Origin of the sequence: Yersinia kristensenii (assembly GCF_900460525.1) — a bacterium.
Lineage (GTDB): Bacteria > Pseudomonadota > Gammaproteobacteria > Enterobacterales > Enterobacteriaceae > Yersinia > Yersinia kristensenii.
Genome location: NZ_UHIY01000001.1, coordinates 4,505,687 through 4,529,963, shown reverse-complemented (window position 1 = coordinate 4,529,963; position 24,277 = coordinate 4,505,687). Strand labels below are relative to the sequence as shown.

The following is a 24,277-nucleotide window of genomic DNA, read 5'->3' as shown; positions in this document are numbered from 1 at the left end:
CCCTTAATAGCGGAACTGAAACAGTGATGTTGGGCTCTACCGCTCCGGCCCATTCGGTTTTCACCCTCGATGTTCGGCCTGATAATATTGGTATCATCACCGTTGATGTTGTCGGTGATAAAGTTAATACCTTAAAGGCTGAATTCGCAGAGCAAATTGCTGAAATCCTGCAACAAGCGCAGGCTTTGAGTCAATTACAGGGCTTAGTGATTATTTCTGGCAAACCGGGCTCTTTTATCGCCGGTGCTGATATCAGCATGATTGCCGCTTGCCGTACCGCCCAAGATGCGCGTGTTCTGGCTCAGAAAGGGCAATCCATTCTGGCACAAATCGCGGCGTTTCCGGTGCCGGTAGTTGCTGCTATCCACGGAGCTTGCCTCGGCGGCGGTCTGGAACTGGCGCTGGCATGTCATAGCCGCATTTGCTCGCAGGATGATAAAACTGTGCTTGGCTTGCCCGAGGTACAGCTTGGGCTGTTGCCGGGGTCCGGCGGTACCCAACGTTTGCCGCGCCTGGTGGGGGTGAGTAAGGCGCTGGATATGATATTGACGGGTAGGCAGGTTCGTGCCCGTCAGGCACTTAAAATGGGGCTGGTGGACGATGTGGTGCCGCAGGATATCTTGCTTGATGTGGCTATCCAACGGGCTAAAGCTGGTTGGCTTGATAAACCCGTTTTGCCGTGGCAGGAGCGTCTGCTCAGCGGTCCATTAGGTAAGGCATTGTTATTTAATATTGTCCGCAAGAAAACGCTGGCAAAGACAAAAGGCCATTATCCAGCAGCCGAGCGTATTATTGATGTGGTGCGTAAGGGGTTAGACCACGGTGGCCCCGCGGGATATGAAGCCGAAGCGAAAGCATTTGGTGAGCTGGCAATGTCCCCTGAGTCCGCGGCATTACGCAGCTTATTTTTTGCGACCACTGCACTGAAAAAAGAGACTGGCGGTACAGCACAGCCGCGGGATATCCATCGAGTAGGGGTATTAGGTGGGGGGTTGATGGGGGGCGGTATTGCCAATGTTACTGCAACCCGTGCGGGTTTACCGGTTCGGATTAAAGATATCAATCCAACTGGAATTAACCAGGCGCTGAAATATACCTGGGATGCCTTGGGCAAGCGGGTGCGTAGTAAGCGGATGCGCCCAGCAGAGCGGCAACGGCAAATGATGCTGATTTCCGGCAGCACTGATTATTGTGGTTTTAGCAATGTGGATATCGTGATTGAAGCGGTATTTGAAGATTTAACATTGAAGCAGCAAATGGTGGCAGATATTGAGCATTTTGCTGCACCTCATACCATTTTTGCTTCCAATACCTCATCACTGCCGATAAGTGATATTGCGGCACAGGCGCAGCGGCCTGAGCAGGTTATCGGTCTGCATTACTTTAGTCCGGTAGATAAAATGCCGCTGGTGGAGGTTATTCCGCATGCAAAAACGAGCGAAGAAACCATTGCAACGACGGTTGCCTTAGCTCGCAAACAGGGTAAAACAGCGATTGTGGTGGCTGATTGTGCCGGGTTCTATGTAAACCGTATTTTGGCGCCATACATTAATGAAGCAGCTCGCTGTATATTAGACGGCGAACCTATTGATTCAATTGATAAGGCGCTGGTCGATTTCGGCTTTCCAGTAGGCCCGATAACCTTGCTGGATGAAGTTGGGATTGATGTTGGCACCAAAATAATGCCGATCTTGGTGGAGAAACTAGGGGCACGTTTTGCTGCGCCGCCTTCATTTGATGTCATCTTGAAGGATGGGCGGAAAGGGCGTAAAAATGGCCGCGGTTTCTATCTTTATCCGGCTACAAGTCGCGGTTTCAAGTGGAAGAAAAGTCCCGGTAAGCAAGTGGACACTAGCGTTTATACCTTACTCGGTGTCACACCGAAGGCCCATCTCGAATCTGCTGTGATAGCACAACGCTGCGTCATGATGATGCTGAATGAAGCTGCACGTTGTCTGGATGAATCTATTATCCGTAACCCACGCGATGGGGATATTGGTGCGGTGTTCGGGATTGGCTTCCCACCGTTTTTAGGCGGGCCTTTCCGCTATATGGACAGCCTGGGTGCAGAAAAAGTGGTAAAAACACTGAATTTACTCGCGCAGCAGTATGGCGAGCGCTTTGAACCTTGCCCATTATTAGTCACGATGGCCGAGCAGCAACAAAGATTTTATCCCCTGGAAGAGAGTATGACTGAGCGGGCAGTCAATCCCGATAATTAAGAGTGTGAACGGGATCACCACCTGCAATTCTAACCATTCAGGTGGCTGTACACTGGGGGTAACCCGCGCTACTTTAAATCAGAATCACGCAAAGTGACTATTCGTGCCAAAATGAATGAATAGCCATTTATTGTGCAGGTGATAGAGTTTAGATTAAGCTGTTGATATGGTTACTCTGTAACCAATCAAGGTTGGCTGTCGGTGTTACTGGTGTAAAAACAGCCATTTTCTTTACCTTTAGTTTCAGGCAAAATGCCCGGCCGCCATAGAGAGACGGCGCGTTATCGTTATGAAGTTTCTTTGCTTTCAAGCAAAGGTTTCGGCGGTACAGCACGCAAAGCGTTTCTGTATAGCGTTATTTTGTTAACAAAAACGGTGCAATATGCAAGTTTTCATTATGCGTCACGGTGACGCGGCCCTTAACGCACCTAGTGATGCGCAAAGGCCTCTTACTCTGTGTGGTCAGGATGAATCACGCCAGATGGCCAGCTGGTTAAACGACCAGTCAGTCGATATTGAAAGGATTTTGGTTAGCCCATACTTACGCGCAGGGCAAACATTGGCAGTGGTGCGCGAGGTAATGACGCTTCCGGCAGAGCAGGAAGTCATGCCAGAATTAACGCCGGGTGGGGATGCCGCTTTTATTTGTTGCTATTTACAAGCACTGGCAAAAGAAGATTGTGCCGCAGTGTTGGTTATTTCGCACCTGCCGCTGGTTGGGTATTTGGTGGCTGAACTTTGTCCGGGGCAATGCCCGCCAATGTTTGCGACTTCAGCTATCGCGCGTGTTGATTTGAATGACGAAACAGGCAAAGGGACTCTTGACTGGCAGGTTAGCCCAACACAACTTTTAGCGAAAGCTTGTCACGGCTAAGTATCATCTGAGTCAATGTTCAAAGGGTGCGGCATCACTGTCGCGCCTCTCCCCGCCATACTTAAAACTGCATGTGTGTGGCAGAAAAATGCATCCTACCAGCCAATTCGGCTACTGTTCTAACTCGATTAATACCAATAATGCCGCCGTGCCACCCCAATCTTTCGGGGCTTGATGGAATGCCAGCACATCGGGATGTTGTGCCAGCCACAGTGGGGTTTGCTGCTTCAAAACATGTTTGCCATGCCCATGCATAACACAGGCGCAATGCACATGCTCGCGTTTGCAGGCTGCAATCAATGCCCCCAACTCTTGTTTAGCTTGTTTCTGGGTTAATCCGTGTAAATCTAAAAACATATCGGGTGAGTAATCGCCACGCCGCAGCTTTTTGACTTCAAAATGATCAACACCTGGCCGCACATAGCGTGTCGGGCCATCGGTATCTAATTGCGGTTGGAATTCATCAGAAAAATAATAGCTGGCATCAACTTGCTCTTGCAGCAACCGCTCCGGCGCAATTTTTTTGCCGAGTTTGGGGGGCGTACGATGGACAATCGTGTCTTGTTTCAGCCTCTTAGTTCCGGTTATTGACTCTTTAAATAGTTCTAATTCATCTGTTGTCAGGTGATATTTATTTTTCATTCTCTGTTCATCGTACTTATGCAATTTACCCAGTTTACCTGTTGAGATGCATCTGTCTAAATAAATGTAACGGTAGGATTGATGGCTTTAATGTCTATTTCATTATTTCGTTATCATTCAACTGATGTATTGCTGCTGATTTGTGGCGGGCTTCATGGCAAACTAGGGGCATAGATAATGATTTTACGCCCTAGCTGGAGAATACCTTGGACAAGATTTTCGTCGACGAAGCAGTAAATGAGCTGCACACCATTCAGGATATGCTGCGTTGGGCAGTCAGCCGTTTTAACGCGGCCAATATTTTTTATGGTCACGGTACTGATAATCCGTGGGACGAAGCAGTGCAATTGGTTTTTCCCAGCCTATTTTTACCGATAGATATTCCGGAAGATATGCGCAATGCGCGCCTGACATCCAGTGAGCGCCATCGTATTGTCGAGCGAGTTATTCGCCGGGTCAATGAGCGTATTCCTGTTGCTTACCTGACAAATAAAGCCTGGTTCTGTGGCATGGAATATTATGTTGATGAGCGCGTATTGGTGCCACGCTCACCCATTGGCGAGTTGATTAATAACAATTTTGATGGGCTGATTCGTCATCAACCTAAGCATATTTTGGATATGTGTACCGGCAGCGGCTGTATTGCTATTGCTTGCGCGTATGCTTTCCCAGAAGCGGAAGTGGATGCCGTTGATATCTCCAATGACGTGTTGGCAGTCACTGAGCACAATATTCAGCAGCATGGTATGGAGCATCAGGTCACGCCAATTCGCTCCGATCTATTCCGTGATTTACCGCCGATCAAATATGACCTGATTGTCACCAACCCGCCGTATGTTGATGCCGAAGATATGGCCGATTTACCGGATGAGTTCCGCTTTGAACCTGAGCTGGGCTTGGCTGCGGGTAGCGATGGTCTGAAACTAGCCCGCCGCATTCTGGCTTGTGCGCCAGACTTTTTACAAGATGATGGTGTGCTGATTTGCGAAGTGGGCAATAGCATGGTGCATTTAATGGATCAATATCCGGATGTGCCGTTCACTTGGCTGGAGTTTGACAATGGCGGTGACGGCGTCTTTATGCTGACTAAGCAGCAACTGATTGACTGTGCGCCACATTTCAGTATGTATCGCGATTAATCATTCACTTATCAATCTGTCAGGGCGGGGAATACCGGCCCGACAAAGTGCTTATTAGAGAATTCAAGGAGCCGTGATGGCTGGGAACAGTATTGGGCAGTTTTTCCGCGTCACCACTTTTGGTGAGTCTCACGGCATCGCCTTGGGATGTATTATCGATGGTGTTCCACCGGGTATTCCTATCACCGAGGCTGATATCCAGTTGGATCTCGACCGACGTCGCCCTGGCACCTCGCGCTATACCACTCAACGCCGCGAACCGGATCAGGTGCGCATTTTGTCTGGTGTGTTCGAGGGAGTCACTACCGGTACCAGTATCGGCTTGATGATTGAAAATACTGACCAGCGCTCACAAGATTACAGTGCGATTAAAGATGTATTTCGCCCAGGCCACGCCGATTACACCTATGAGCAAAAATACGGTGTACGCGATTATCGCGGCGGTGGTCGCTCTTCTGCTCGTGAAACGGCGATGCGCGTTGCCGCGGGTGCAATCGCGAAAAAATATCTGGCGCAGAAATTTGGTGTACAGGTACGCGGTTATTTAGCACAAATCGGTGATATCAGCTGTGATGTGGTTGATTGGGATCAAGTTGAACAAAACCCATTCTTCTGCCCGGATGTGAGCAAATTGGAGTCACTGGATGCCCTGATGCGCGAGCTAAAAAAGGCCGGTGACTCTATTGGCGCTAAAATTACGGTAGTGGCTGAACATGTCCCAGTCGGTTTAGGCGAGCCAGTATTTGACCGTTTAGATGCAGATTTGGCTCATGCGCTGATGAGCATCAATGCGGTAAAAGGGGTCGAAATTGGTGATGGTTTTGCGGTGGTAACCAAACGCGGCAGTGAAAACCGCGATGAAATTACCCCGCAGGGTTTCCAAAGCAACCATGCAGGCGGCATTTTAGGTGGCATCAGCAGTGGGCAGCCGATTGTGGCGCATATCGCATTGAAACCAACTTCCAGTATCACGGTTCCGGGGCAGACGATTAACCGGCAGGGCGAAGCGGTTGAGATGATCACCAAGGGCCGCCATGACCCTTGCGTCGGTATTCGTGCCGTTCCGATTGCCGAAGCCATGATGGCGATTGTGTTAATGGATCACCTGCTGCGCCAGCGTGCACAGTGTGGTGATGTGGTTTCAGACGTTCCGCGCTGGTAAGCACCATGAAAAAATGGATAACGGGCTTATTGGCTCTGGTGGCCATCAGCCCGGTTATGGCCGCGACGCCATGGCAACAGATTACCCACCCGGTAGCAGGGGCTCCGCAGTCAATTGGTGGTTTTGCCAATGGTTGTGTTATCGGCGCGATGCCGTTACCGCTTGAATCGGCAGATTATCAGGTGATGCGTCCAGATCAACGCCGTTATTTTGGTCATCCGGATTTGCTGAATTTTATCCATCGGCTAAGTGATAAAGCCCAGAAAAGTCAGCTCGGGACAGTGTTGATTGGTGATATGGCGATGCCCGCAGGTGGGCGTTTTAGTAGCGGTCATGCCAGCCATCAGTCGGGGCTGGATGTGGATATTTGGCTACAATTGCCGAAACAGCGTTGGAGCCAGCAGCAATTATTAAAACCGCAACCTATTGATTTGGTAGCTGTTGATGGTAAGCGAGTGGTGCCAGCATTATGGCAGCCACAAGTTGAAAGCCTGATTAAACTGGCCGCCAATGATAATGAAGTGACACGTATTTTCGTCAATCCGGCGATTAAAAAGCAGCTTTGTTTAGATGCTGGTGCGGATCGTAACTGGCTGCATAAAGTGCGCCCGTGGTTTGGCCATCGTGCCCATATGCATGTGCGCTTGCGCTGCCCGGCAGATAGCTTGGAATGTCTGGATCAAGACACACCACCGCCGGGGGATGGGTGTGGTGCAGAGTTAGAAAGCTGGTTCCAGCCCCATCAGCCAAGTGCTAAACCGGGTAAAACCTTACCACCGCCATTGCCGCCTTCCTGTCAGGCTTTGCTGGATAACCATTTCGCTGCGGAATAAATCATGGATTGGTTTGCCCTTGGTCCTGCGGTTTTGGGGATATTGTTTTTAGTCGCTCTATTGGCCGGATTTATTGATTCCATTGCGGGCGGCGGCGGGCTACTGACTGTCCCGGCGCTGCTGGCGGTGGGGTTACCTCCGGCACAGGTTTTGGCAACCAACAAGCTGCAATCGGTCGGTGGATCATTTTCCGCCAGCCTTTATTTTATCCGCCGTGGGGCGGTTAATCTGAAAGAACAAAAGCTTACCATTGCTCTTACTGTGGTGGGATCAATGCTGGGCGCTATTTTAGTCCAGCATATGCGGGCCGATATTCTGCGCCAAATCCTGCCGCTGCTGGTCATAGGTATTGGGGTCTATTTTCTGGTGACCCCTAAGCTCGGTGAAGTTGACCAGCAACGCCGTTTGTCGGCGGTGCCATTTGCTTTGATTGCCGGTGGCGGTGTGGGCTTTTATGATGGTTTCTTTGGCCCCGGTGCCGGTTCTTTCTATGCATTGGCTTTTGTGACTCTGTGCGGTTTTAATCTGGCGAAATCCACGGCACATGCCAAAGTGCTCAATTTTACTTCCAATCTAGGCAGTCTGATTTTCTTCATTGTCGGCGGCAAAGTGGTGTGGAGTATCGGGTTGGTGATGCTGGTGGGGCAAGTTCTGGGCGCACGCCTTGGTGCTCACATGGTATTGACCCAAGGGCAGAAATTGATTCGCCCAATGATTGTCGTGGTGTCATTCGTCATGAGCTGCAAGCTGCTGTACGACAGCCACGGTGCCGAGATCTCCGCCTGGCTAGGATTACACGTTTTCGCCTAATTCATATTTTATACTCTAAATAATTCGAGTTTCAGGAAGGCGGCAATCGAATGAATCCCGATGAGCTTATTCAGGTAAGTGATTCGGGTGACAAATCTGCCGGGAGCAGATTCGAACGCTGCTTGCAGCGGCCTCGTAGAGGTGAGGCCCATGGACGGGCCGAGTAATGAGAACAGCCAACGCACATGCAGCTTGAAGTATGACGAGTATAGTGCTCTTACGGACCCAAGCATGACTCATGATTATCAACAATTAATCGACATTTTTAATACCTGTTTTAGCGAGAAATATAATACCCGGTTGGTGAAAGGCGATGATGAACCTATCTATCTGCCCGCCGATGAGCAGTTTTCTTATCATCGGGTGATTTTCGCCCATGGTTATTACGCCAGCGGGATGCATGAAATTTCCCATTGGTGTATTGCTGGGGAAGAGCGCCGTAAATTGGTGGATTTTGGCTATTGGTACTGTCCTGATGGGCGTGATGCATTAACGCAAAGTCAGTTTGAAGCAGTTGAAATCAAACCTCAGGCACTGGAGTGGATGTTTTGTGTGGCCGCGGGCTTCCCGTTCAATGTCAGTTGCGACAATTTGGAGGGTGATTGTGAGCCAGACCGCGTCACATTCCAGCGCAAAGTCCGCGAACAAGTCCTGTGGCACCTGGAAAACGGAATATCCCCACGACCTGCGGGCTTTATTCAGGCGCTACAATCGTTTTACAATACGCCGCCGTTGGCAGCCGAACTTTTCCCTTACCCGGAAGATCTCGTTTAGTGTCATATATTACATTGATATAAAAGAAAAATTTAGGGAAAAGCAATGATTGCAGAGTTTGAAACGCACATCCTGGCGCAGATCGATGACATGGTAGAGTACGCCAGTGATGATGATTTATTTGCTGGCGGCTACCTGCGCGGGCATCTGACATTGGCTGTTGCTGAATCCGAAGAGTTTGGCGAGCACACTGCCGAGCAGCTACATGCCCGGGTGCAAACCAGTCTGGATAAGGCCATCAAAGCCGGTGAACTTTCCCCACCAGATCAGGTTTTGGTTTTGGGATTGTGGGATCGTTTATTAGAACAAGCCCAAAATCCCCTTCGTCCTTGAAGCCGCAGGGGGTGTTAGCTGCGCTCACGCACCCGAATCACTTACCGGTGTAAGCTCATCGGGGTTTGTTCACTTGCTGCCTACCTGCGACGTCAATGGCTTTGGGGATTCGCATGTTCTTGAAGCCGCAGGGGGTGTTAGCTGCGCTCACGCACCCGAATCACTTACCGGTGTAAGCTCATCGGGGTTTGTTCACTTGCTGCCTACCTGCGACGTCAATGACTTTGGGGATTCGCATGTTCTTGAAGCCGCAGGGGGTGTTAGCTGCGCTCACGCACCCGAATCACTTACCGGTGTAAGCTCATCGGGGTTTGTTCATTTGCTGCCTACCTGCGACGTCAATGACTTTGGGGATTCGTATGTACTTGAAGCCGCAGGTGTCACCCCGCGGGTCCCCGGCTAAGATAAAGTCGCAGGGCGCGCCTGCACCGGCCGGCCTTTCAGTAATTTTCGAATCCAAAACCGGTTAGGATTCAGTGCCGCCAGCGTGGTTACATCTAATGGCTGTGGTTCGCCAAACATTTGTGCGGCCAGAATCTCAGCTACTAATGGCGCACTGCACAAACCGCGTGACCCCAAAGCTCCCACCATAAATAGCTCTGGCCACACCGGCGCGAGGGGAATGTCTTCGCCATGCTGGATTTTACGCGGCAAATCCTGGTATTGCACCAGTGTTGCGTTGTAATCCGGCACTGCGCCGACCATCGGCAAATGATCACGAATAGCACAACGCACACCGCAGCGCGCCTGATTATCACTGATATTCACTTGCTGCGGCCAACTGACATTCGGCAGGCAACGTAACAGGCGATCCCGGTTCTCTTGTTGTTCGTCGGCACGAAAATCAGTATCCACATCACCGCGCTGGTAACTAGCACCAATACAGTGATGCTGATTCGCCAGGTTTACTGGAGTTAGATACCCGTCATAACACAGTACTTGCCGCAACTGGCTGAGTACCGGCGTGGTAGGAATGTGAGAAACTTGCCCGCGCACAGCCGACAGCGGCAGGTGCTGGGTTTGTTGCCATTCGGGTAAGCGGTGACCGGTGGCCAGCACCACCGTAGTATGTTGTTTGTTCACCTGCGGTGATGTGAATATAAGCTGCCATAGCCCGTCAACCGGTTCTAGCTGACACAGTTCATGCTCATAGTGGCAGACCATACCCTGTTGTTGTGCCAGCGCCATGAGGGCAGTGGTGAGGTCTGACGGGCAAAGCCAGCCACCGGCGGGGTAGTGGATACCATCGTGAGCGCAATCTAGCCCGGCCAACGCACTAAGTTGTTCACGGCTCATCGCTTCGGCCAGTTGTTGCGGCCAATCGGTTTGCAGCATTTTATTAATCTTGCCACGGCTTTTTTCGTCAAAGGCCAATTGGCTGACACCGCACCACTGATGATCAAAGTGAATACCTTGATCAAGCAATTGGTCATATTGACGACGGGCAAAAGTAAAAGCGCTGGTGAAGAAGGTTTCCAGCGCATCATTTTTACCGTTCAGCAGTGGGTAGAGCGCGCCTTGCCGGTTACCTGATGCACCTTGGGCGGGTTGTGCATCGGCACAGTAAAGTGTGACTTTGGCACCACGGCGCAGCAAGGCCAATGCGGTCAATGCGCTGACAATTCCTCCACCGATAATGGCGATATCATCACAATGGGTAGCGGAGGGCCGATGATACCAAGGTGCGGATGGGGCATTAAGAAGGCGGTGTGGTAACGTGCCGGTCAACATTTCACGTTTCTGGCCAAAACCTTTGACTTTCGCGACGTCAAATCCTGCTTGTTGCAACCCGCGGCGAACAAATCCGGCAGCAGTAAATGTGGCAAATGTGCCGCCCGGCCTGGCCATACGAGCCATGGCACTAAATAGCGCATCATTCCACATATCAGGGTTTTTAGCTGGCGCAAACCCATCAAGGAACCAGGCATCTACCTGATTATTCAAGCTGTAATCCAGCTGTGGCAGCAGAGTATTCACATCACCAAACCATAGATCCAGTGTGATAGCGCCACCTGCCAGCAAAATACGGTGGCACCCGGCAAGGGGCAATGGCCACTGAGCACGCAGTTGCTCGGCAAAAGGGGCCAACTCCGGCCAATGGTCATGGGCTGCGGTTAAATCAGCGACCTGAAGCGGGTATTTCTCGACACTAATATAGTGAACACGTTGGAGTTTCGCGGTGGGATGTTGCTGGCGAAATTGGGCGAAATCGCGCCATAATGTCAGGAAATTCAACCCTGTGCCAAAACCAGTCTCAGCGAAGATACAGTTATCTCGCGGGTGCTGAACAAAGCGCTCGGGAAAGCCATTTCCCTTAAGAAAAACATGGTGAGTTTCTTCCAGCCCATCTTCATTGGAAAAATAGATGTCACCAAACTGTTCCGATACAGGTGTACCCTGTTCATTCCAGCTTAATGTCGCCGTTTGGATTGGGGAGTGGCTCACGTTTAAAGACTCGTATCTCAAGGGGTAGGGCGATTCTAACTATGTGACCCGCCGCGTGCAAATCGTAAAATTATCTGGGTATATTACGCTGATCGGACTTGTTCGGCGTACAACTGTACGCTAAAGTGCGTTGCAAAATCCCGAATGTAAAATAAGTGGAAGAGGTATTGAATGAAGCGTGCAGTCATTACTGGCTTGGGTATCGTATCCAGCATTGGTAATAACCAGCAGGAAGTTCTGGCATCTTTACAGGAAGGCCGCTCTGGCATTACTTTCTCTCAGGAATTTAAAGACGCAGGTATGCGCAGCCATGTATGGGGCGATGTAAAGCTCGCGCCTGAGACTATTACAGAAAACATCGACCGTAAAGTGCTGCGCTTTATGAGCGACGCCTCTGTTTATGCTTATCTTTCCATGAAACAGGCCATTGAAGATTCTGGTCTGACGGAAGAACAAGTCTCCAATTTCCGCAGTGGGCTGGTGGTCGGCTCTGGTGGCGGTTCACCACGTAACCAGGTTGCTGGTTCTGATGGCATGCGCGCCAAAGGTTTGCGTGGCGTAGGCCCTTATATGGTGACGAAAGCTATGGCATCCGGTGTGTCTGCATGTCTGGCAACACCTTTTAAAATCAAAGGCGTAAATTACTCTATCAGTTCCGCTTGTGCGACTTCCGCTCACTGTATTGGCCATGCGCTGGAACTGATCCAGTTAGGCAAACAGGATGTGGTGTTTGCCGGTGGCGGTGAAGAACTGTGCTGGGAGATGTCCTGCGAGTTCGACGCAATGGGTGCATTGTCTACCAAATACAATGAAACTCCGGCAAAAGCCTCCCGTACTTATGATCAAGACCGCGATGGTTTCGTCATTGCTGGCGGCGGCGGCATGGTTGTGGTTGAAGAGTTGGAGCATGCTCTGGCCCGTGGCGCACATATTTATGCTGAGATTGTTGGCTACGGTGCAACCTCAGATGGCGCAGATATGGTTGCACCATCAGGTGAAGGCGCTGTGCGTTGTATGAAGATGGCAATGGAGGGTGTTGATACACCGATTGATTACATGAATGTACACGGCACTTCTACACCGGTAGGTGATGTGAAAGAGCTGGGCGCGATCCGTGAAGTCTTTGGTGATAACACCCCGGCTATCTCCTCAACCAAAGCGATGACCGGTCACTCACTGGGTGCGGCCGGTGTACATGAAGCTATCTTCAGCTTGTTAATGGTTGAGCACGGCTTTATTGCACCAAGTATTAACATTGAAAATCTGGATGAGAAAGCGGTAGGGATGAATATCGTCACCGAGCCAACTCAACGCGAATTGACCACTGTTATGTCTAACAGCTTCGGTTTCGGCGGGACTAACGCGACATTGGTTATGCGTAAATACCAGAAATAAGATTAAACGCAGATATTTCTGCTAGTTTATCCTTAGTCATTAGGCCTGCGAGAGATCGCAGGCTTTTTTATTCGCTATAAAATAAAATCACCTCTGGAAAATACCTTCATTATCAGATAAACCTATTTTTTGTTAATTTTATCTTTTTCGTACAAAAGAAAGTAGGTTGTTCACTCGCTATTCATAAAAATATCTTATACTAATATCCCATATATATAACATTACAGAAAGTAGGTGATTGAATAATAAGGTATTAAGATAAATCTTACTGGTTCTTAATAAGTTTATATTCTTTTAAAGTCAAATTTAGAGTTAAAAAATCCTTGCTTGCTCAAAAACGTTAATTCACAATATTAGAACAATAATTAAACAAATTTATTTGTGTCTTTTGATTTATCCACACAGCAGGGTAGTTTAATGAACTATAATCAAAGTGATCATAAGCTTAAGATTGCCGATTTAAACGAGCGCGTTGTCCATGAAATTCTCGAAGTGATAAGTGATGGTATCTGGGATTGGAATGCAAACAATGGATTCGTTTATCGGAATACCGGTTGGTATGAAATGCTAGGGTATCCAGCCCATGCTTTTGAAAATACAGTACATACTTGGGAAAAAATTATTCACCCAGAAGATTTTGAAAGGGTTATGTTTCAGTTTGATGCCTATATTAATCAGCAGGCCGAAAAATATCAGATAGAATATCGTTGCCTAACCCATGACGGTGACTATATCTGGATTGAGGATCGCGGTAAGGTGATTGAACGTAATATTGACGGTACAGTATCAAGAATGATTGGTGCGCACCGTAATATTCATGATAGAAAACATCGTCTTGAAAAATTGGAACTAAAAAACAAATCATTGGAAGCCTTAGTCGAAGAACGAACCGCCGAGTTACGTGAAAGTAATTTTCAACTTCAGCAGCAATTAAATATTGAAAAGATACTTTCGGAAACGGATGTATTAACTTCCGCGGCGAATCGTTATTTGCTGGAAAAAGTACTGAAGCATGAATATAACCGTGCTAAGCGTTTTTGCCAGCCGCTATCATTGCTTTCGCTGGATTTAGATAACTTTAAATCAATTAATGACCAATATGGTCATTCGGTTGGAGACTTAACATTGACACATATTGTTGATGTTATTGGGAATAATATTAGAGAAGTTGACGTTTTAGGCCGTTGGGGAGGCGATGAATTTATGATTGTGTTACCTAATACCCAATTAAATGAGGCTAAAAACATCGCGGAGAAAATTAGGCACCTGATTGAGATAATGCCCGTGGATGGCAATATTTATGTCACAATGAGTCTGGGCGTGGTTGAGTTGGAACAAAACGAATCGCAGGAACAGTTATTAATTCGGGCGGATAAAATGCTCTATAACTCAAAAACTGCGGGCAAGAATAGGGTTAGTGGCTAATGTCCTTGGCCCGCGATATCAATATCTTTGAGTATTACTAGAGTTTGAGCGCATATTGGGCCGCTGCTTTGGCATGTATTTCTGTGGTATCAAATACGGGCACAGTGGCATCTTGCGCATTAACCAACAGGGTAATCTCTGTGCAACCAAAGATAATCCCTTGCGCCCCTAACGCCTCTAAATGGCCGATAATACGGCGATATTCCTGACGCGATGTTTCACTGATAATGCCCAGACAAAGTTCTTCATAAATAATACGGTTAATAATTTCGCGATCCTTACTTTCTGGTGTAATAACCTCAATATTGTGCTTTTGGGTTAAGCGACCACGATAGAAATCCTGCTCCATAGTATAACGGGTGCCGAGTAAACCGACTTTACTGATCCCTTGCTGTTTGATTTGTGCAGCAGTGGCGTCGGCAATATGCAATAAAGGCAATCCACTGGCGGCTTCAATTTCATCTGCCACTTTGTGCATGGTATTGGTGCACACGACAATAGCATCTGCCCCAGCAAGTTTTAATGAAACCGCAGCATCAGACAGCACTTGGCCTGCCGTTTGCCAATCTCCCTTGGCCTGTAACTGCTCAATATCATGGAAATCCACACTGTAGAGAATAATCTTGGCGCTGTGCAATCCGCCTAATTGTTCTTTAACTTGCTGGTTGATCATCCGGTAATAGGGAATGGTTGATTCCCAACTCATACCGCCAATAAGGCCCAAAATTTTCATCATTATTATTCCTATTCTTTGCCGATGGCAGGCGAAAGTGCGATTCACATAAATACCAAGATAACAGCCAGATATGCCGTAAGACAATATGAGGTAATGATGGTCAGATGGGATTTTTATTAACGCTATACCTATCATACTTCAAGCTGCATGTGCGTTGACTATGTTCAATCACCCGAATCACTTACTAGAGTAAGCTCATCGGGATTCTCTCTCTTGCCGCCTTCCTGCAACTCGAATTATTTAGGGTATATATAATTCAGGATAACCACCGGAGCGGCTATCCTGAATATGGACTAGAACCAGGCTTCCCACATTGCCCCGATGTTGAAAGAGTCAAGGCGTGTATCTTCGGTGTCAGTGGTGGTGGCAGTATGCTTGTTATCGACTTCCCCGCCGGTGACATAGAAGCGCAGCATTGGTCTGAAGTCCGCACCCATCGCGATAGAGATATTCTGAGAAAGTGTCAACTTCCAGCCTTTGTTATCGCCGCCGGTATCATAATCTACGCGTTGATAACCCGCTTCAAGCCAGGTCGAATGGACATCGTTCCAGAAATGCATCGGGCGAATAATGACACCGTAGTTGCGACGATTGTCCTCATTATGGTGGCTTCTGTCATAATCATGGAATGCCGCGAGGTAAGTGACAGACGTTTGCTGTGTGAACTTATAGGTGCCCTCAAGGCTGGTATAAACAGTGCGAAGATCGTCAGTTTTGTTATAGACGCTGTTATCTGAATTATCGGAATAGCGGGTAACCCACTTGTTTTCGATATTGTCGCCCTTATGACTGAGTACCACCGCAGTTTGCCAGGCTTTTAGTTTCTCTTCACTTTCAATAGCTTTAGAATCAAAACCATAGTTGGTAAACAGCTCAAAGTCGATCGGCCCCAACTTCACGCCATGTATTTTGGAGGTCAGAGCATAATGGCCGTTATCACCGGTTCCTGATCCTCCGGTACAGGTAATGCGTGATGGATTTGATTGGTTTGCGACAACTTCAGGATTACAGGATTGCACTGAGCCGACAGCGGCGGCATCAAGTTGAACCCCACCGAGATCCAGGTTTTTTATCCCGGCACCTTGTCCATCATGGGTCATCCAGAAATAGTCGTTAATACCTTGTTGTGGGCGCTGATGGAAATCGCGACCGGCCCATAAATAGGCATTTGGTTGAGATTCAAATAAATTAGTCACCCCGGCGTACGCTTTTTTCAGGTTAACTTCATCACCCCAATGGTCAAGCATGACCACCACATCCCATATAGCGCCATTATCGCCTTTAAAGGCTTTAGAAAGCTGGAACTCTCCGCCGTTGCCTTCATTACCCAAACGGCCAATAGCTGAAGAGCCATTATAGGAGCCATCAACACCCACGTATTTTTGGTCACCCGCTTGGAACTGTGCGCCATAACGCGCATAAGCATTGAATTTTAGACCGTAAGGGATAGCCATATCCGGGCTTGGCGGAATAGAGGCTTTCTCAACGATATCTACGCTTGGTTTTTGAATAGTAGCGGCTTCTATTTTTTCCTTACGTTCCGCTAGCGCCTTTTCTACTGCGTCGGCCACTATTTTATTAAGTTGCTCAGTGGTAATGGTGGTCACTGTTTCTTGTGCCAGTACAGAAATAGGGCAAAGCGCGGCGATAACCGCCATAGCTAAAGGAAGTTGTTTATATATTTTCATCGCTGTCTCATTTAATAATTTATTATATTAGACGATATTATCCCACCTGAATTTGACAGGATAATATTGCCATCACCAAAGTAAGGTTGTTTTTTATAATGTCATTAGAATAAGGATTATTTAATTTTTTGGCGTAATAATCTCTCCGTTTAAAATGGATAATATATACTCGTTATACTTCAAACTGCATGTGTGTTGGCTGCGCTCAATAACCCAAATCACTTACAATATAGTAAGCTCATCGGGATTGTCTCGTTTGCTGCCTTCTTGCCACTCGAATTATTTAGGGGCTAATATCTTTAATTTTAAAAAATTAACGCTGATAAAGATGAATGATTTCTTCTGATAATTCACGGGCCAGCAAAGAGGTCATTAAATGGTCTTGTGCGTGAACCATAATAAGCGTCATTGGTTGTCTGGCCTCTCCCGCATCCTGTTCTATCAGCTTGGTTTGCATATGGTGCGCCTGACGGGCAAAGCCATCCGCCTCCTGTAGCAAGCTTTTGGCTTTATCAATGTCGCCTTTTCGCGCGGCCTGTAATGCTTCAAAACACAAGCTACGTGATTGCCCCGCATTAACAATAATTTCCATTACTGCTTCTTCTAATTCGACCATGATTTATTCCTACTTTAATCGAAACCATTATTAACAGCAGTAGTGGCAAACCATTCGCCACTCTTTTTGACGGTGCGTTTCTGACTAGCCAAATCTAATTGAATAAAGCCATAGCGGTTTTTATAACCATTACACCAAGACCAGTTATCAATAAATGTCCACATGTGGTAACCAAGACAATTACAGCCTTCACTTATTCCTTGATGTAGCCATTTCAGGTGGTCGGAAACAAAATCTATTCGGTATTGATCGTTAATTTTTCCATCTTGTAAAAAACGTTCTTCATTTTCAACACCCATGCCATTTTCGGAAATAAAGCAGCGAGGGTTACCATAATTAAGTCGTAAATTGGTCAAAATATCGTAAATTCCAGGCTCATAAATTTCCCATCCACGATAAGGATTCATTTTACGGCCAGGCATTTCGTAGGCATCAAATAGCCATTCAGGCATAAAAGGGGCTTGTGGATTCACTGCACTGTCACGGCATTTTACACGCCGGGGCTGATAGTAATTAATACCCAGTAGATCGATTCTACCCTCAGCAATTAGGGCTTTATCCCCTTGCAAGCGTACGGGCATCTGGTCGTAATCACACAATAAATCAATCAGTTCCTGTGGATACTCACCGCGCAATGCTGGATCAAGGAAGCTGCGGTTAAACAATAGATCTGCATATTCGGCCGCTTTTAGATCAGCAGGATTCTGCGAGCGTGGGTATGAAGGTGTTAGGTTCAGCACGATACCGATTTCCCCCTCATACTGACCAGCGCGATAAACTTTAACTGCTGTCGCATGTGCCAGCACCGTATGATATGCCACAGTCGCTGCTCGTCTAAAATCCACTACATTGGGATAGTGGAAGTCGTACAGATAGCCACCTTCAACAGGAACAATCGGTTCATTGAAGGTAAACCAATGCTTAACCCGATCGCCGAACAGTTCAAAACACACTTCGGCATAGTGCTTCCAGGCATCAATCACTTCACGGTTTTCCCAGCCGCCTATCTCTTGCATCGCCATCGGCATATCAAAGTGGAACAGGGTAATAAAGGGCGTAATACCTTGGGCCAGAAGCTCGTCTATCACATTGTTATAAAAGGCAACAGCTTCAGGGTTCACTTCACCAACGCCATTTGGAATCAGGCGGGCCCAACTTAATGATGTCCGAAAGCTGTTGTGATTCAATTGTTTAAGCAACTCAATGTCTTGTCGCCAGTTGCGATAGAATGTTGAGGTATCATTTGGGCCAATTTGTTGGTGAAAGCGCGATGGTTGGCTGGCGTACCAGGCATCCCAAGTTGTGGGACTTTTGCCACCGTGCAGGCTTTCTCCTTCAGTTTGTAGTGCTGAGCTGGCACTGCCCCACCAGAAGTTATCTGGAAATTGGTATTTCATTAATTTGGTCTCTTTATTAATGTGTCGTTATCAGTTGCTACGGACGGTATCTGCAAGGGATGGAGCGTTGTTCAGAGATTTTTCCACTTCGGTTTTCAGCAGTGAACGTTCATAAGCACGCAGGAATGGCAGATAGATCAGGGCGGAAACCATCATGCATATCACACACATCACTACAGGGCTAAAGGCCCAGTTCGCCGCCCAGGATGCACCAATCGGCGCCGGAGTTGTCCACGGAGTTAGAGAGACCACTTGAGCCAACCATCCCAGTTTGGTTGCGGAATAAGCCAGAATGGCATTGATCATGGGTACGCAGACAAATGGTATGAACATTATCGGGTTCATAATGATTGGAGCACCGAACAAAATAGGCTCATTTATATTGAAGAAGCTTGGTACTACGCCCAACTTGCCAATGGTACGTAAATGAGTGACTTTGCTGCGTAACAGCAGGAAAGCCAGTGGCAATGTAGAACCTACGCCACCAATCAGTAAGTAGTGATCCCAAAAACCTTGCAGATAGATATGAGGTAAGGTTGCGCCGACGGCCAGTGCGGCTTGGTTTGCCGCCAGATTAGTCATCCAGAATGGGCTCATGATGCCGGTAACAATCAGTGAGCCGTGAATCCCAGAGAACCAAAAGATCTGGCACAACAAGACTGACAGTAACATTGCCGGCAAGGAGTCTGACGCGGAAACCAATGGAGCCAGTAAATGCATGATAGCTTCTGGAATGATCATGCCGGTCTGCGATTCAATGAATAAATTGAGTGGGTGCAGTGTGGCAATGATAACCAATACCGGGATCAATATTTCAAAAGAGCGCGCGACACCGGTTGGCACCTCTTTCGGCAAGCGAATAGTAATATTGTGTTGCTTCAATGCGGCATAAACACGGGTGGAGTAAATAGCCGTAATCAATGCAGTGAAGATCCCTTGACCAGAAAGATACTGAGTCGAGATTTTGCCATCGGCAAAGGGAGCGGCAACAAGCAAAAATGCCATAAATGCCAGCAAACCGGTCATTACCGGGTCGAGATTAAACTGCCGTCCCAGACTGGCACCTACCCCTACCGAAATGAAAAACGTCATGACCCCCATGCTCAGATTGAATGGCAGCATGAGCTGCGCACGGTAGGTCTGAGAAAAGTCCAGCCATGACCGGGCGAATCCTATGGTGGTATCAGCCGAAAATGGAGGGAAAATAAACACCAGCATAAATGAGCCGATGATCATGAAGGGCAGTGCTGCGGTAAAGCCATCACGGATAGCAATAACATATTTTTGCTGTCCGAGACGCCCGGCTAGCGGAGTAATAGATTGTTCAATAACAGCAACCATCGATTGATAGAGAGAACTCATTTGAACACCTTCTTAGTGGGTCGCGTTAATGAGCGACAGTGCATAGTCCAGGACTTTATCGCCACGCTGCATTCCGTAATCCATCATATCGATGGGCTGAACAGGAATACCGTGAGCAGCGGCCTTTTCTGAGAGCATACCTAACATGTATTTCACTTGCGGCCCGAGGAGTACGACCTGATAGCGCGGAAACTGAGTATCAAATTCAGATACGCCAAAAGCATCAATCTCGACAGGAATCCCTCTTTCATCGGCAACGACCCGCATTTTCTTAACTAACATGCTGGTGGACATCCCGGCAGAGCAACACAACATAATCTTGAACATCTACAACCATCCTCAAAATATAAAAACGAGATGAAAAACGATTTTGACACTCTATGGAAACCGTTTTCCAATTAGGTAATGCGGCTGTTTCGAGAATGATTGGATATCATACGGAAACCGTTTTCCATTAAAAGTGAATAGAACTGTGATAGCCATCAAAGTCCAGTATATAAAGGGATTATTTATTTGATGGCTATCACAGCTTTGAGGTTTGGATAACTATTTTGAAACGTGATGGAAATTCGGTTTCCATGACAAATGGAAACGACTATACTCAGGAAGCTGCAATAGTTGGGCCGAGCTGTATTTAGGAATGACAGGCAAGGATTAAAGTCTGCCGAGGAGAGAATCATGTCTACAATCAACGATGTATCACGTTTGGCTGGGGTTTCTAAAGCCACAGTATCACGGGTGTTGAGTGGTTCACGTGGCGTTAAGGAAGCTAGCCGCCTGGCCGTTTTAAAAGCGGTCGATGAACTCAATTATCGGCCAAATGTTATCGCGCAATCATTATTAAGTCAGTCAACTGGCTGTATTGGTGTTATCTGTGCGCAGGAAAACATAAACCAAACCACAGGTTATCTGTATGCACTTGAAAAACATCTAAGTCAGCATCAAAAGCATTTGCTGTTGCGTTTTGCCAATAACAAATCTGAAGTTATGCAGGCACTGGATGAGTTGACCTGCGGTTTGTGTGATGACGTGTTGATCATTGGTGCCCGTTTCCCGCTTAATCTCGCGGATGAAAGTATCATTCTGGTCGATTGTATGGATGTCGATGCCACTAATAATATCCATTTTGATCATGCTTTTGCCGCAGAAACCGCCTGTAATTATTTAATAAAACAGGGCAGAAGAAAAATTGCCTTAATAAATCCGGATACCAGCGGGTATGTAGACGAGGTGCTATTAGGTTATAAACGAGCACTGGAAAATAACTTTTTACCCTTCAATCGTGACCTGATTTTTATGGATTCATCCTCTTCATCGGTTGCGTTACAAGTGCTGCTTAATAGCAGTGCGACACTCAATTTTAATGCTTTATTAGTCGCTGATGAGCGGGAAGCGCAAAGTGTTATTCCACAGCTTCAGGCGTTTAATAAATCCGTTCCTGATGACATCATGGTATTTAGCCTGGCCGGATCGTTACATTATCCGGGGGTTCCCACCATTCCTGCGATTGAATATTCTATGGATGCGATGGCGGCGAAAATAGTGACATGGCTTAATGAGAAAACCAAAAGCGTGCTGGGTTCCTATGCATTACGTGGGGATTTAATTATTCCAGATATGCCTGCCAGGAAATGATGTCTGTTTAAAATAGCGCTGTGTCAATCTCAGCGCTAAGCAGGGATAAAAGCGCAACCCTACGCTAACATCCAGATTACCCCCAAATACCCTAAACAATTCGTGGAACTGTGATGTGACTCCACTTTTACCTCTTTTCTGTATCTATCATGTCTGTTGTAACAAATCTGTAGCAATTGAAAGTCTACCGATTCTTATACCATCAACTGGATGACGGAGCTTGAGATGATAAAAGTAAAAACGGCGTATACCCTGACCTTATTGGCAATACTCCTACCTGCTTCAACCCATATTATGGCTCAAGAGAAAAGCGATAATTATAAGCTTGAACAGATTTTGGTGATGAGCCGCCATGGTATACGAGCCCCTCTGGTGAATTATGGCGATATGCTTTCCAGTGCAACACCAGATAAATGGCCCACATGGACGACACCCGGCGGTTATCTGACGCCAAAAGGCGCAGAGCTTGAGGCGATGATGGGGGGATATTTCCGCGAGTGGCTGGCAGATACTAAATTATTAAAATCAACCGGATGCCCAGCACCCACCACGGTATTTACCTACGCCAATAGTTTGCCAAGAACGATTGGAACTGCACAACATTTCTTATTTGGTGCTTTCCCCGGTTGTAATGTTCCCGTTACTCACCAAAAAGAAATTGGTAAAATGGACCCGGTATTTAATCCAATTATTACCTTGGACATTACCCCAGAGTTTAAAGAAAAAGCGCTGGCTTCTATTAATCAACATGCCGGGCCAGGCGGAGTTGAGGGCTTAAATAAGCGCTTACAGCCTAATTATGATTTGTTGTCCAAAGTTTTAGATTATAAAAACTCACCTGCGTGCTTGGTAGATAAGAAATGTGATTGGAGCACGCAACCGACAGAGATTGTATTAGTGCAAAATAAAGAACCGGGCATTACCGGCCCATTGAGATTGGGTACCGGTGCATCGGATGCTTTCATGCTGCAATATTATGAAGGTTTCCCCGTCAAAGATGTTGCATGGGGGCGTATCCAGTCATCAGAAGAGTGGCGCAAATTAATCGATATTAAAAACCTCTACCATGAAACCTTATTTGGTTCACCGGCTATAGCAGATAATGCCGCCGAGAAGTTGGTCGGTTTTATCAGTTCAGCCCTTGATCCGGTGGGTGAGAAAACGCCAAATGAATTAGCGGCACAAAAAGCCAAATTGGCGGTATTGGTCGGGCATGACTCTAATATTGCATCATTATTGGCCGCACTCAAAACCAAAGAATATCAACTGCCAGATCAGTATGAGAAAACGCCCATCAGCGGCAAGGTGGTATTTGAACGCTGGAAAGACATTAAACAAAACAAAGAGTTGATGAAGATTGAGTATATCTATTTATCAACCGAGCAAATCCGTAATAAAACACCGCTGTCACTCCAAGCTCCGCCCAAACGCGTCACACTGGAAATTGAAGGTTGTCCGATTGATGCTAAAGGATTCTGTTCTATGGATGATTTTAGAAAGGCAGTAAAACAAAATACTCAAATCTAGTTTGAGATAATGGGTCATAAGTTTGGCCACCAGTAGGGAATAGGGGCTGGCATAAAACAGCAGGCTGCGCTAACGTGGCTTTCTTTGCCAGCACCTACTATTTTTTGATTTCCAGATGACATTATTCGCTACCACCCATCATGCAGTAAAAACAGTATTCAGGCCTTTTTTGCAAGACCGCCTGCTGCATGTTCTATTGATTTTAGGTATCGGCCTCACTGCATTGATGCCAACAAAGATCTCGGCCTTCCCACAGTTTATTGACTGGACTACCATTGCTACTTTATTAGGATTAATGCTACTGACGAAAGGCGTCGAGGTGAGCGGTTACTTCGATTTTATTGGTCGGAAGATTATTAACACATTACAGACAGAGCGGCATCTGGCGCTGTTTTTAGTCTTGTCAGCTGCAATATTGTCCTCATTTCTAACGAATGATGTGGCTCTTTTTATTATTATCCCGCTGATTTTAACACTGAAAAAGATATCTTCTTTACCGGTTTCCCGCCTGATCATTTTTTCTGCGCTGGCGGTGAATGCGGGCTCGCTATTAACGCCAATCGGCAACCCACAAAATATTCTGTTATGGAGCCGTTCTGCGCTGTCGTTTATTGGTTTTACTCGTCAGATGGCCCCGCTGGCAGCAATTATTTTATTGACGTTACTGGCAGTGACTTGGTGGCGTTTCCCTGCACGCAAGATCAACAAACAAGCTTCCAGCCCCGTTTATCCTTACCAATCTCGACTGTTACTGAGTTGTTTGGCGCTATATGTCATTTTTATTATCTGTGTGGATTTCGGCCGGGCGGGTTACGGGCTATTAGCTGTTTTTGCTGGGTTATTATTACTGGCACGGCGAGTTTTACTGGCCATAGATTGGAGCTTGATCCTGGTCTTTATGGCAATGTTTATTGATGTGCGCTTATTGACTGAATTACCTGGCTTGCAGTCACTTTTTAGTGAAATCAAAACTTTGTCGGCAGCTATGGCTTATATATTGGGCATTGGTTTATCCCAGGTTATCAGTAATGTTCCTGCGACCATTTTATTGCTTAATTATCTGCCCTCCAGTGCACTGGTAGCCTACGCGGTTAATATTGGCGGCTTTGGTTTTGCATTGGGCTCTATGGCTAATTTAATTGCACTGAGAATGGCGGGTGAACCGGCTATCTGGTTAAAATTCCATGCTTATTCGCTGCCATTCTTATTCTGGAGTGCGTTTGTTGGCTGGTTGCTATTAGTACTCTGAAATGGTTGTCGTC

At 47.1% G+C, this 24,277-nt stretch carries 21 protein-coding genes; 13 read left to right on the top strand and 8 right to left on the bottom strand.

Features of this window, described 5'->3' with window-relative positions:
• Positions 1-26 precede the first annotated feature (26 nt).
• Positions 27-2,222, top strand: a complete 2,196-nt coding sequence (gene fadJ, locus DX162_RS21045; RefSeq protein ID WP_080548379.1) for a fatty acid oxidation complex subunit alpha FadJ — start codon at positions 27-29, stop codon at positions 2,220-2,222.
• Positions 2,223-2,604: 382 nt separating this feature from the next.
• Entirely contained in the window at positions 2,605-3,096 is a 492-nt protein-coding gene (gene sixA, locus DX162_RS21035) for a phosphohistidine phosphatase SixA (RefSeq protein WP_004392781.1), read from the top strand.
• 111 nt (positions 3,097-3,207) lie between these two features.
• On the opposite strand, the gene smrB is transcribed toward sixA, so the two are convergent.
• Entirely contained in the window at positions 3,208-3,738 is a 531-nt protein-coding gene (gene smrB / locus DX162_RS21030) for an endonuclease SmrB (RefSeq protein WP_004392780.1), read from the bottom strand.
• Positions 3,739-3,944: 206 nt separating this feature from the next.
• Between smrB and prmB the strand changes: the two genes are divergently transcribed.
• The 6 genes from prmB (at position 3,945) to DX162_RS20995 (ending at position 8,789) form a co-directional block, all read left to right on the top strand.
• Entirely contained in the window at positions 3,945-4,877 is a 933-nt protein-coding gene (prmB, locus tag DX162_RS21025) for a 50S ribosomal protein L3 N(5)-glutamine methyltransferase (RefSeq protein WP_004392772.1), read from the top strand.
• A 76-nt stretch (positions 4,878-4,953) separates the two neighbouring features.
• A complete protein-coding gene (gene aroC, locus DX162_RS21020) occupies positions 4,954-6,039 on the top strand; it encodes a chorismate synthase (RefSeq protein ID WP_004392771.1) in 1,086 nt (361 codons plus the stop codon).
• Positions 6,040-6,044: 5 nt separating this feature from the next.
• Entirely contained in the window at positions 6,045-6,872 is an 828-nt protein-coding gene (gene mepA / locus DX162_RS21015; protein ID WP_004392770.1) for a penicillin-insensitive murein endopeptidase, read from the top strand.
• A gap of 3 nt (positions 6,873-6,875) precedes the next feature.
• Entirely contained in the window at positions 6,876-7,682 is an 807-nt protein-coding gene (locus DX162_RS21010) for a sulfite exporter TauE/SafE family protein (protein ID WP_004392769.1), read from the top strand.
• 231 nt (positions 7,683-7,913) lie between these two features.
• Entirely contained in the window at positions 7,914-8,456 is a 543-nt protein-coding gene (locus DX162_RS21000; RefSeq protein WP_004392768.1) for an elongation factor P hydroxylase, read from the top strand.
• Between the two features lie 45 nt (positions 8,457-8,501).
• Positions 8,502-8,789 (top strand): YfcL family protein, encoded by a 288-nt coding sequence (locus DX162_RS20995; protein ID WP_049562644.1) that lies wholly within the window; start codon positions 8,502-8,504, stop codon positions 8,787-8,789.
• Between the two features lie 399 nt (positions 8,790-9,188).
• Here DX162_RS20995 and mnmC read toward each other — a convergent pair whose 3' ends face one another.
• The gene (gene mnmC, locus DX162_RS20990) at positions 9,189-11,234 is read right to left on the bottom strand and encodes a bifunctional tRNA (5-methylaminomethyl-2-thiouridine)(34)-methyltransferase MnmC2/FAD-dependent 5-carboxymethylaminomethyl-2-thiouridine(34) oxidoreductase MnmC1 (protein ID WP_004391575.1); all 2,046 of its coding nucleotides are present in this window, start codon (positions 11,232-11,234) and stop codon (positions 9,189-9,191) included.
• A gap of 171 nt (positions 11,235-11,405) precedes the next feature.
• On the opposite strand from mnmC, the gene fabB reads away from it, so the two are divergent.
• Positions 11,406-12,629 (top strand): beta-ketoacyl-ACP synthase I, encoded by a 1,224-nt coding sequence (gene fabB / locus DX162_RS20985; RefSeq protein WP_004391576.1) that lies wholly within the window; start codon positions 11,406-11,408, stop codon positions 12,627-12,629.
• Positions 12,630-13,046: 417 nt separating this feature from the next.
• On the top strand, positions 13,047-14,054 hold the full coding sequence (locus DX162_RS20980) for a sensor domain-containing diguanylate cyclase (RefSeq protein WP_032820307.1): 1,008 nt from the start codon (positions 13,047-13,049) through the stop codon (positions 14,052-14,054).
• Positions 14,055-14,091: 37 nt separating this feature from the next.
• On the opposite strand, the gene DX162_RS20975 is transcribed toward DX162_RS20980, so the two are convergent.
• The 6 genes from DX162_RS20975 to DX162_RS20950 form a co-directional block, all read right to left on the bottom strand.
• Positions 14,092-14,787 carry an aspartate/glutamate racemase family protein gene (locus tag DX162_RS20975; RefSeq protein WP_169311119.1) on the bottom strand — a complete coding sequence of 232 codons (696 nt, stop codon included), beginning with the start codon at positions 14,785-14,787 and terminating at the stop codon, positions 14,092-14,094.
• A gap of 296 nt (positions 14,788-15,083) precedes the next feature.
• Positions 15,084-16,478 (bottom strand): carbohydrate porin, encoded by a 1,395-nt coding sequence (locus DX162_RS20970; RefSeq protein ID WP_004391579.1) that lies wholly within the window; start codon positions 16,476-16,478, stop codon positions 15,084-15,086.
• Positions 16,479-16,791: 313 nt separating this feature from the next.
• Positions 16,792-17,094, bottom strand: coding sequence for a PTS lactose/cellobiose transporter subunit IIA (locus DX162_RS20965; protein ID WP_004391580.1), 303 nt, complete (start codon positions 17,092-17,094; stop codon positions 16,792-16,794).
• Between the two features lie 14 nt (positions 17,095-17,108).
• Positions 17,109-18,491 (bottom strand): glycoside hydrolase family 1 protein, encoded by a 1,383-nt coding sequence (locus DX162_RS20960; protein WP_004391581.1) that lies wholly within the window; start codon positions 18,489-18,491, stop codon positions 17,109-17,111.
• A gap of 30 nt (positions 18,492-18,521) precedes the next feature.
• Positions 18,522-19,853, bottom strand: coding sequence for a PTS cellobiose transporter subunit IIC (locus tag DX162_RS20955; RefSeq protein ID WP_004391584.1), 1,332 nt, complete (start codon positions 19,851-19,853; stop codon positions 18,522-18,524).
• Between the two features lie 12 nt (positions 19,854-19,865).
• Positions 19,866-20,180, bottom strand: a complete 315-nt coding sequence (locus DX162_RS20950; protein WP_005158553.1) for a PTS sugar transporter subunit IIB — start codon at positions 20,178-20,180, stop codon at positions 19,866-19,868.
• A gap of 351 nt (positions 20,181-20,531) precedes the next feature.
• Between DX162_RS20950 and DX162_RS20945 the strand changes: the two genes are divergently transcribed.
• From DX162_RS20945 to DX162_RS20935, 3 genes are all read left to right on the top strand, one after another.
• Positions 20,532-21,488 carry a LacI family DNA-binding transcriptional regulator gene (locus DX162_RS20945; RefSeq protein ID WP_004391587.1) on the top strand — a complete coding sequence of 319 codons (957 nt, stop codon included), beginning with the start codon at positions 20,532-20,534 and terminating at the stop codon, positions 21,486-21,488.
• 225 nt (positions 21,489-21,713) lie between these two features.
• Positions 21,714-23,015 carry a bifunctional glucose-1-phosphatase/inositol phosphatase gene (gene agp, locus DX162_RS20940; RefSeq protein ID WP_004391589.1) on the top strand — a complete coding sequence of 434 codons (1,302 nt, stop codon included), beginning with the start codon at positions 21,714-21,716 and terminating at the stop codon, positions 23,013-23,015.
• 115 nt (positions 23,016-23,130) lie between these two features.
• Entirely contained in the window at positions 23,131-24,264 is a 1,134-nt protein-coding gene (locus tag DX162_RS20935) for an SLC13 family permease (RefSeq protein WP_004391591.1), read from the top strand.
• Positions 24,265-24,277: the final 13 nt, after the last annotated feature.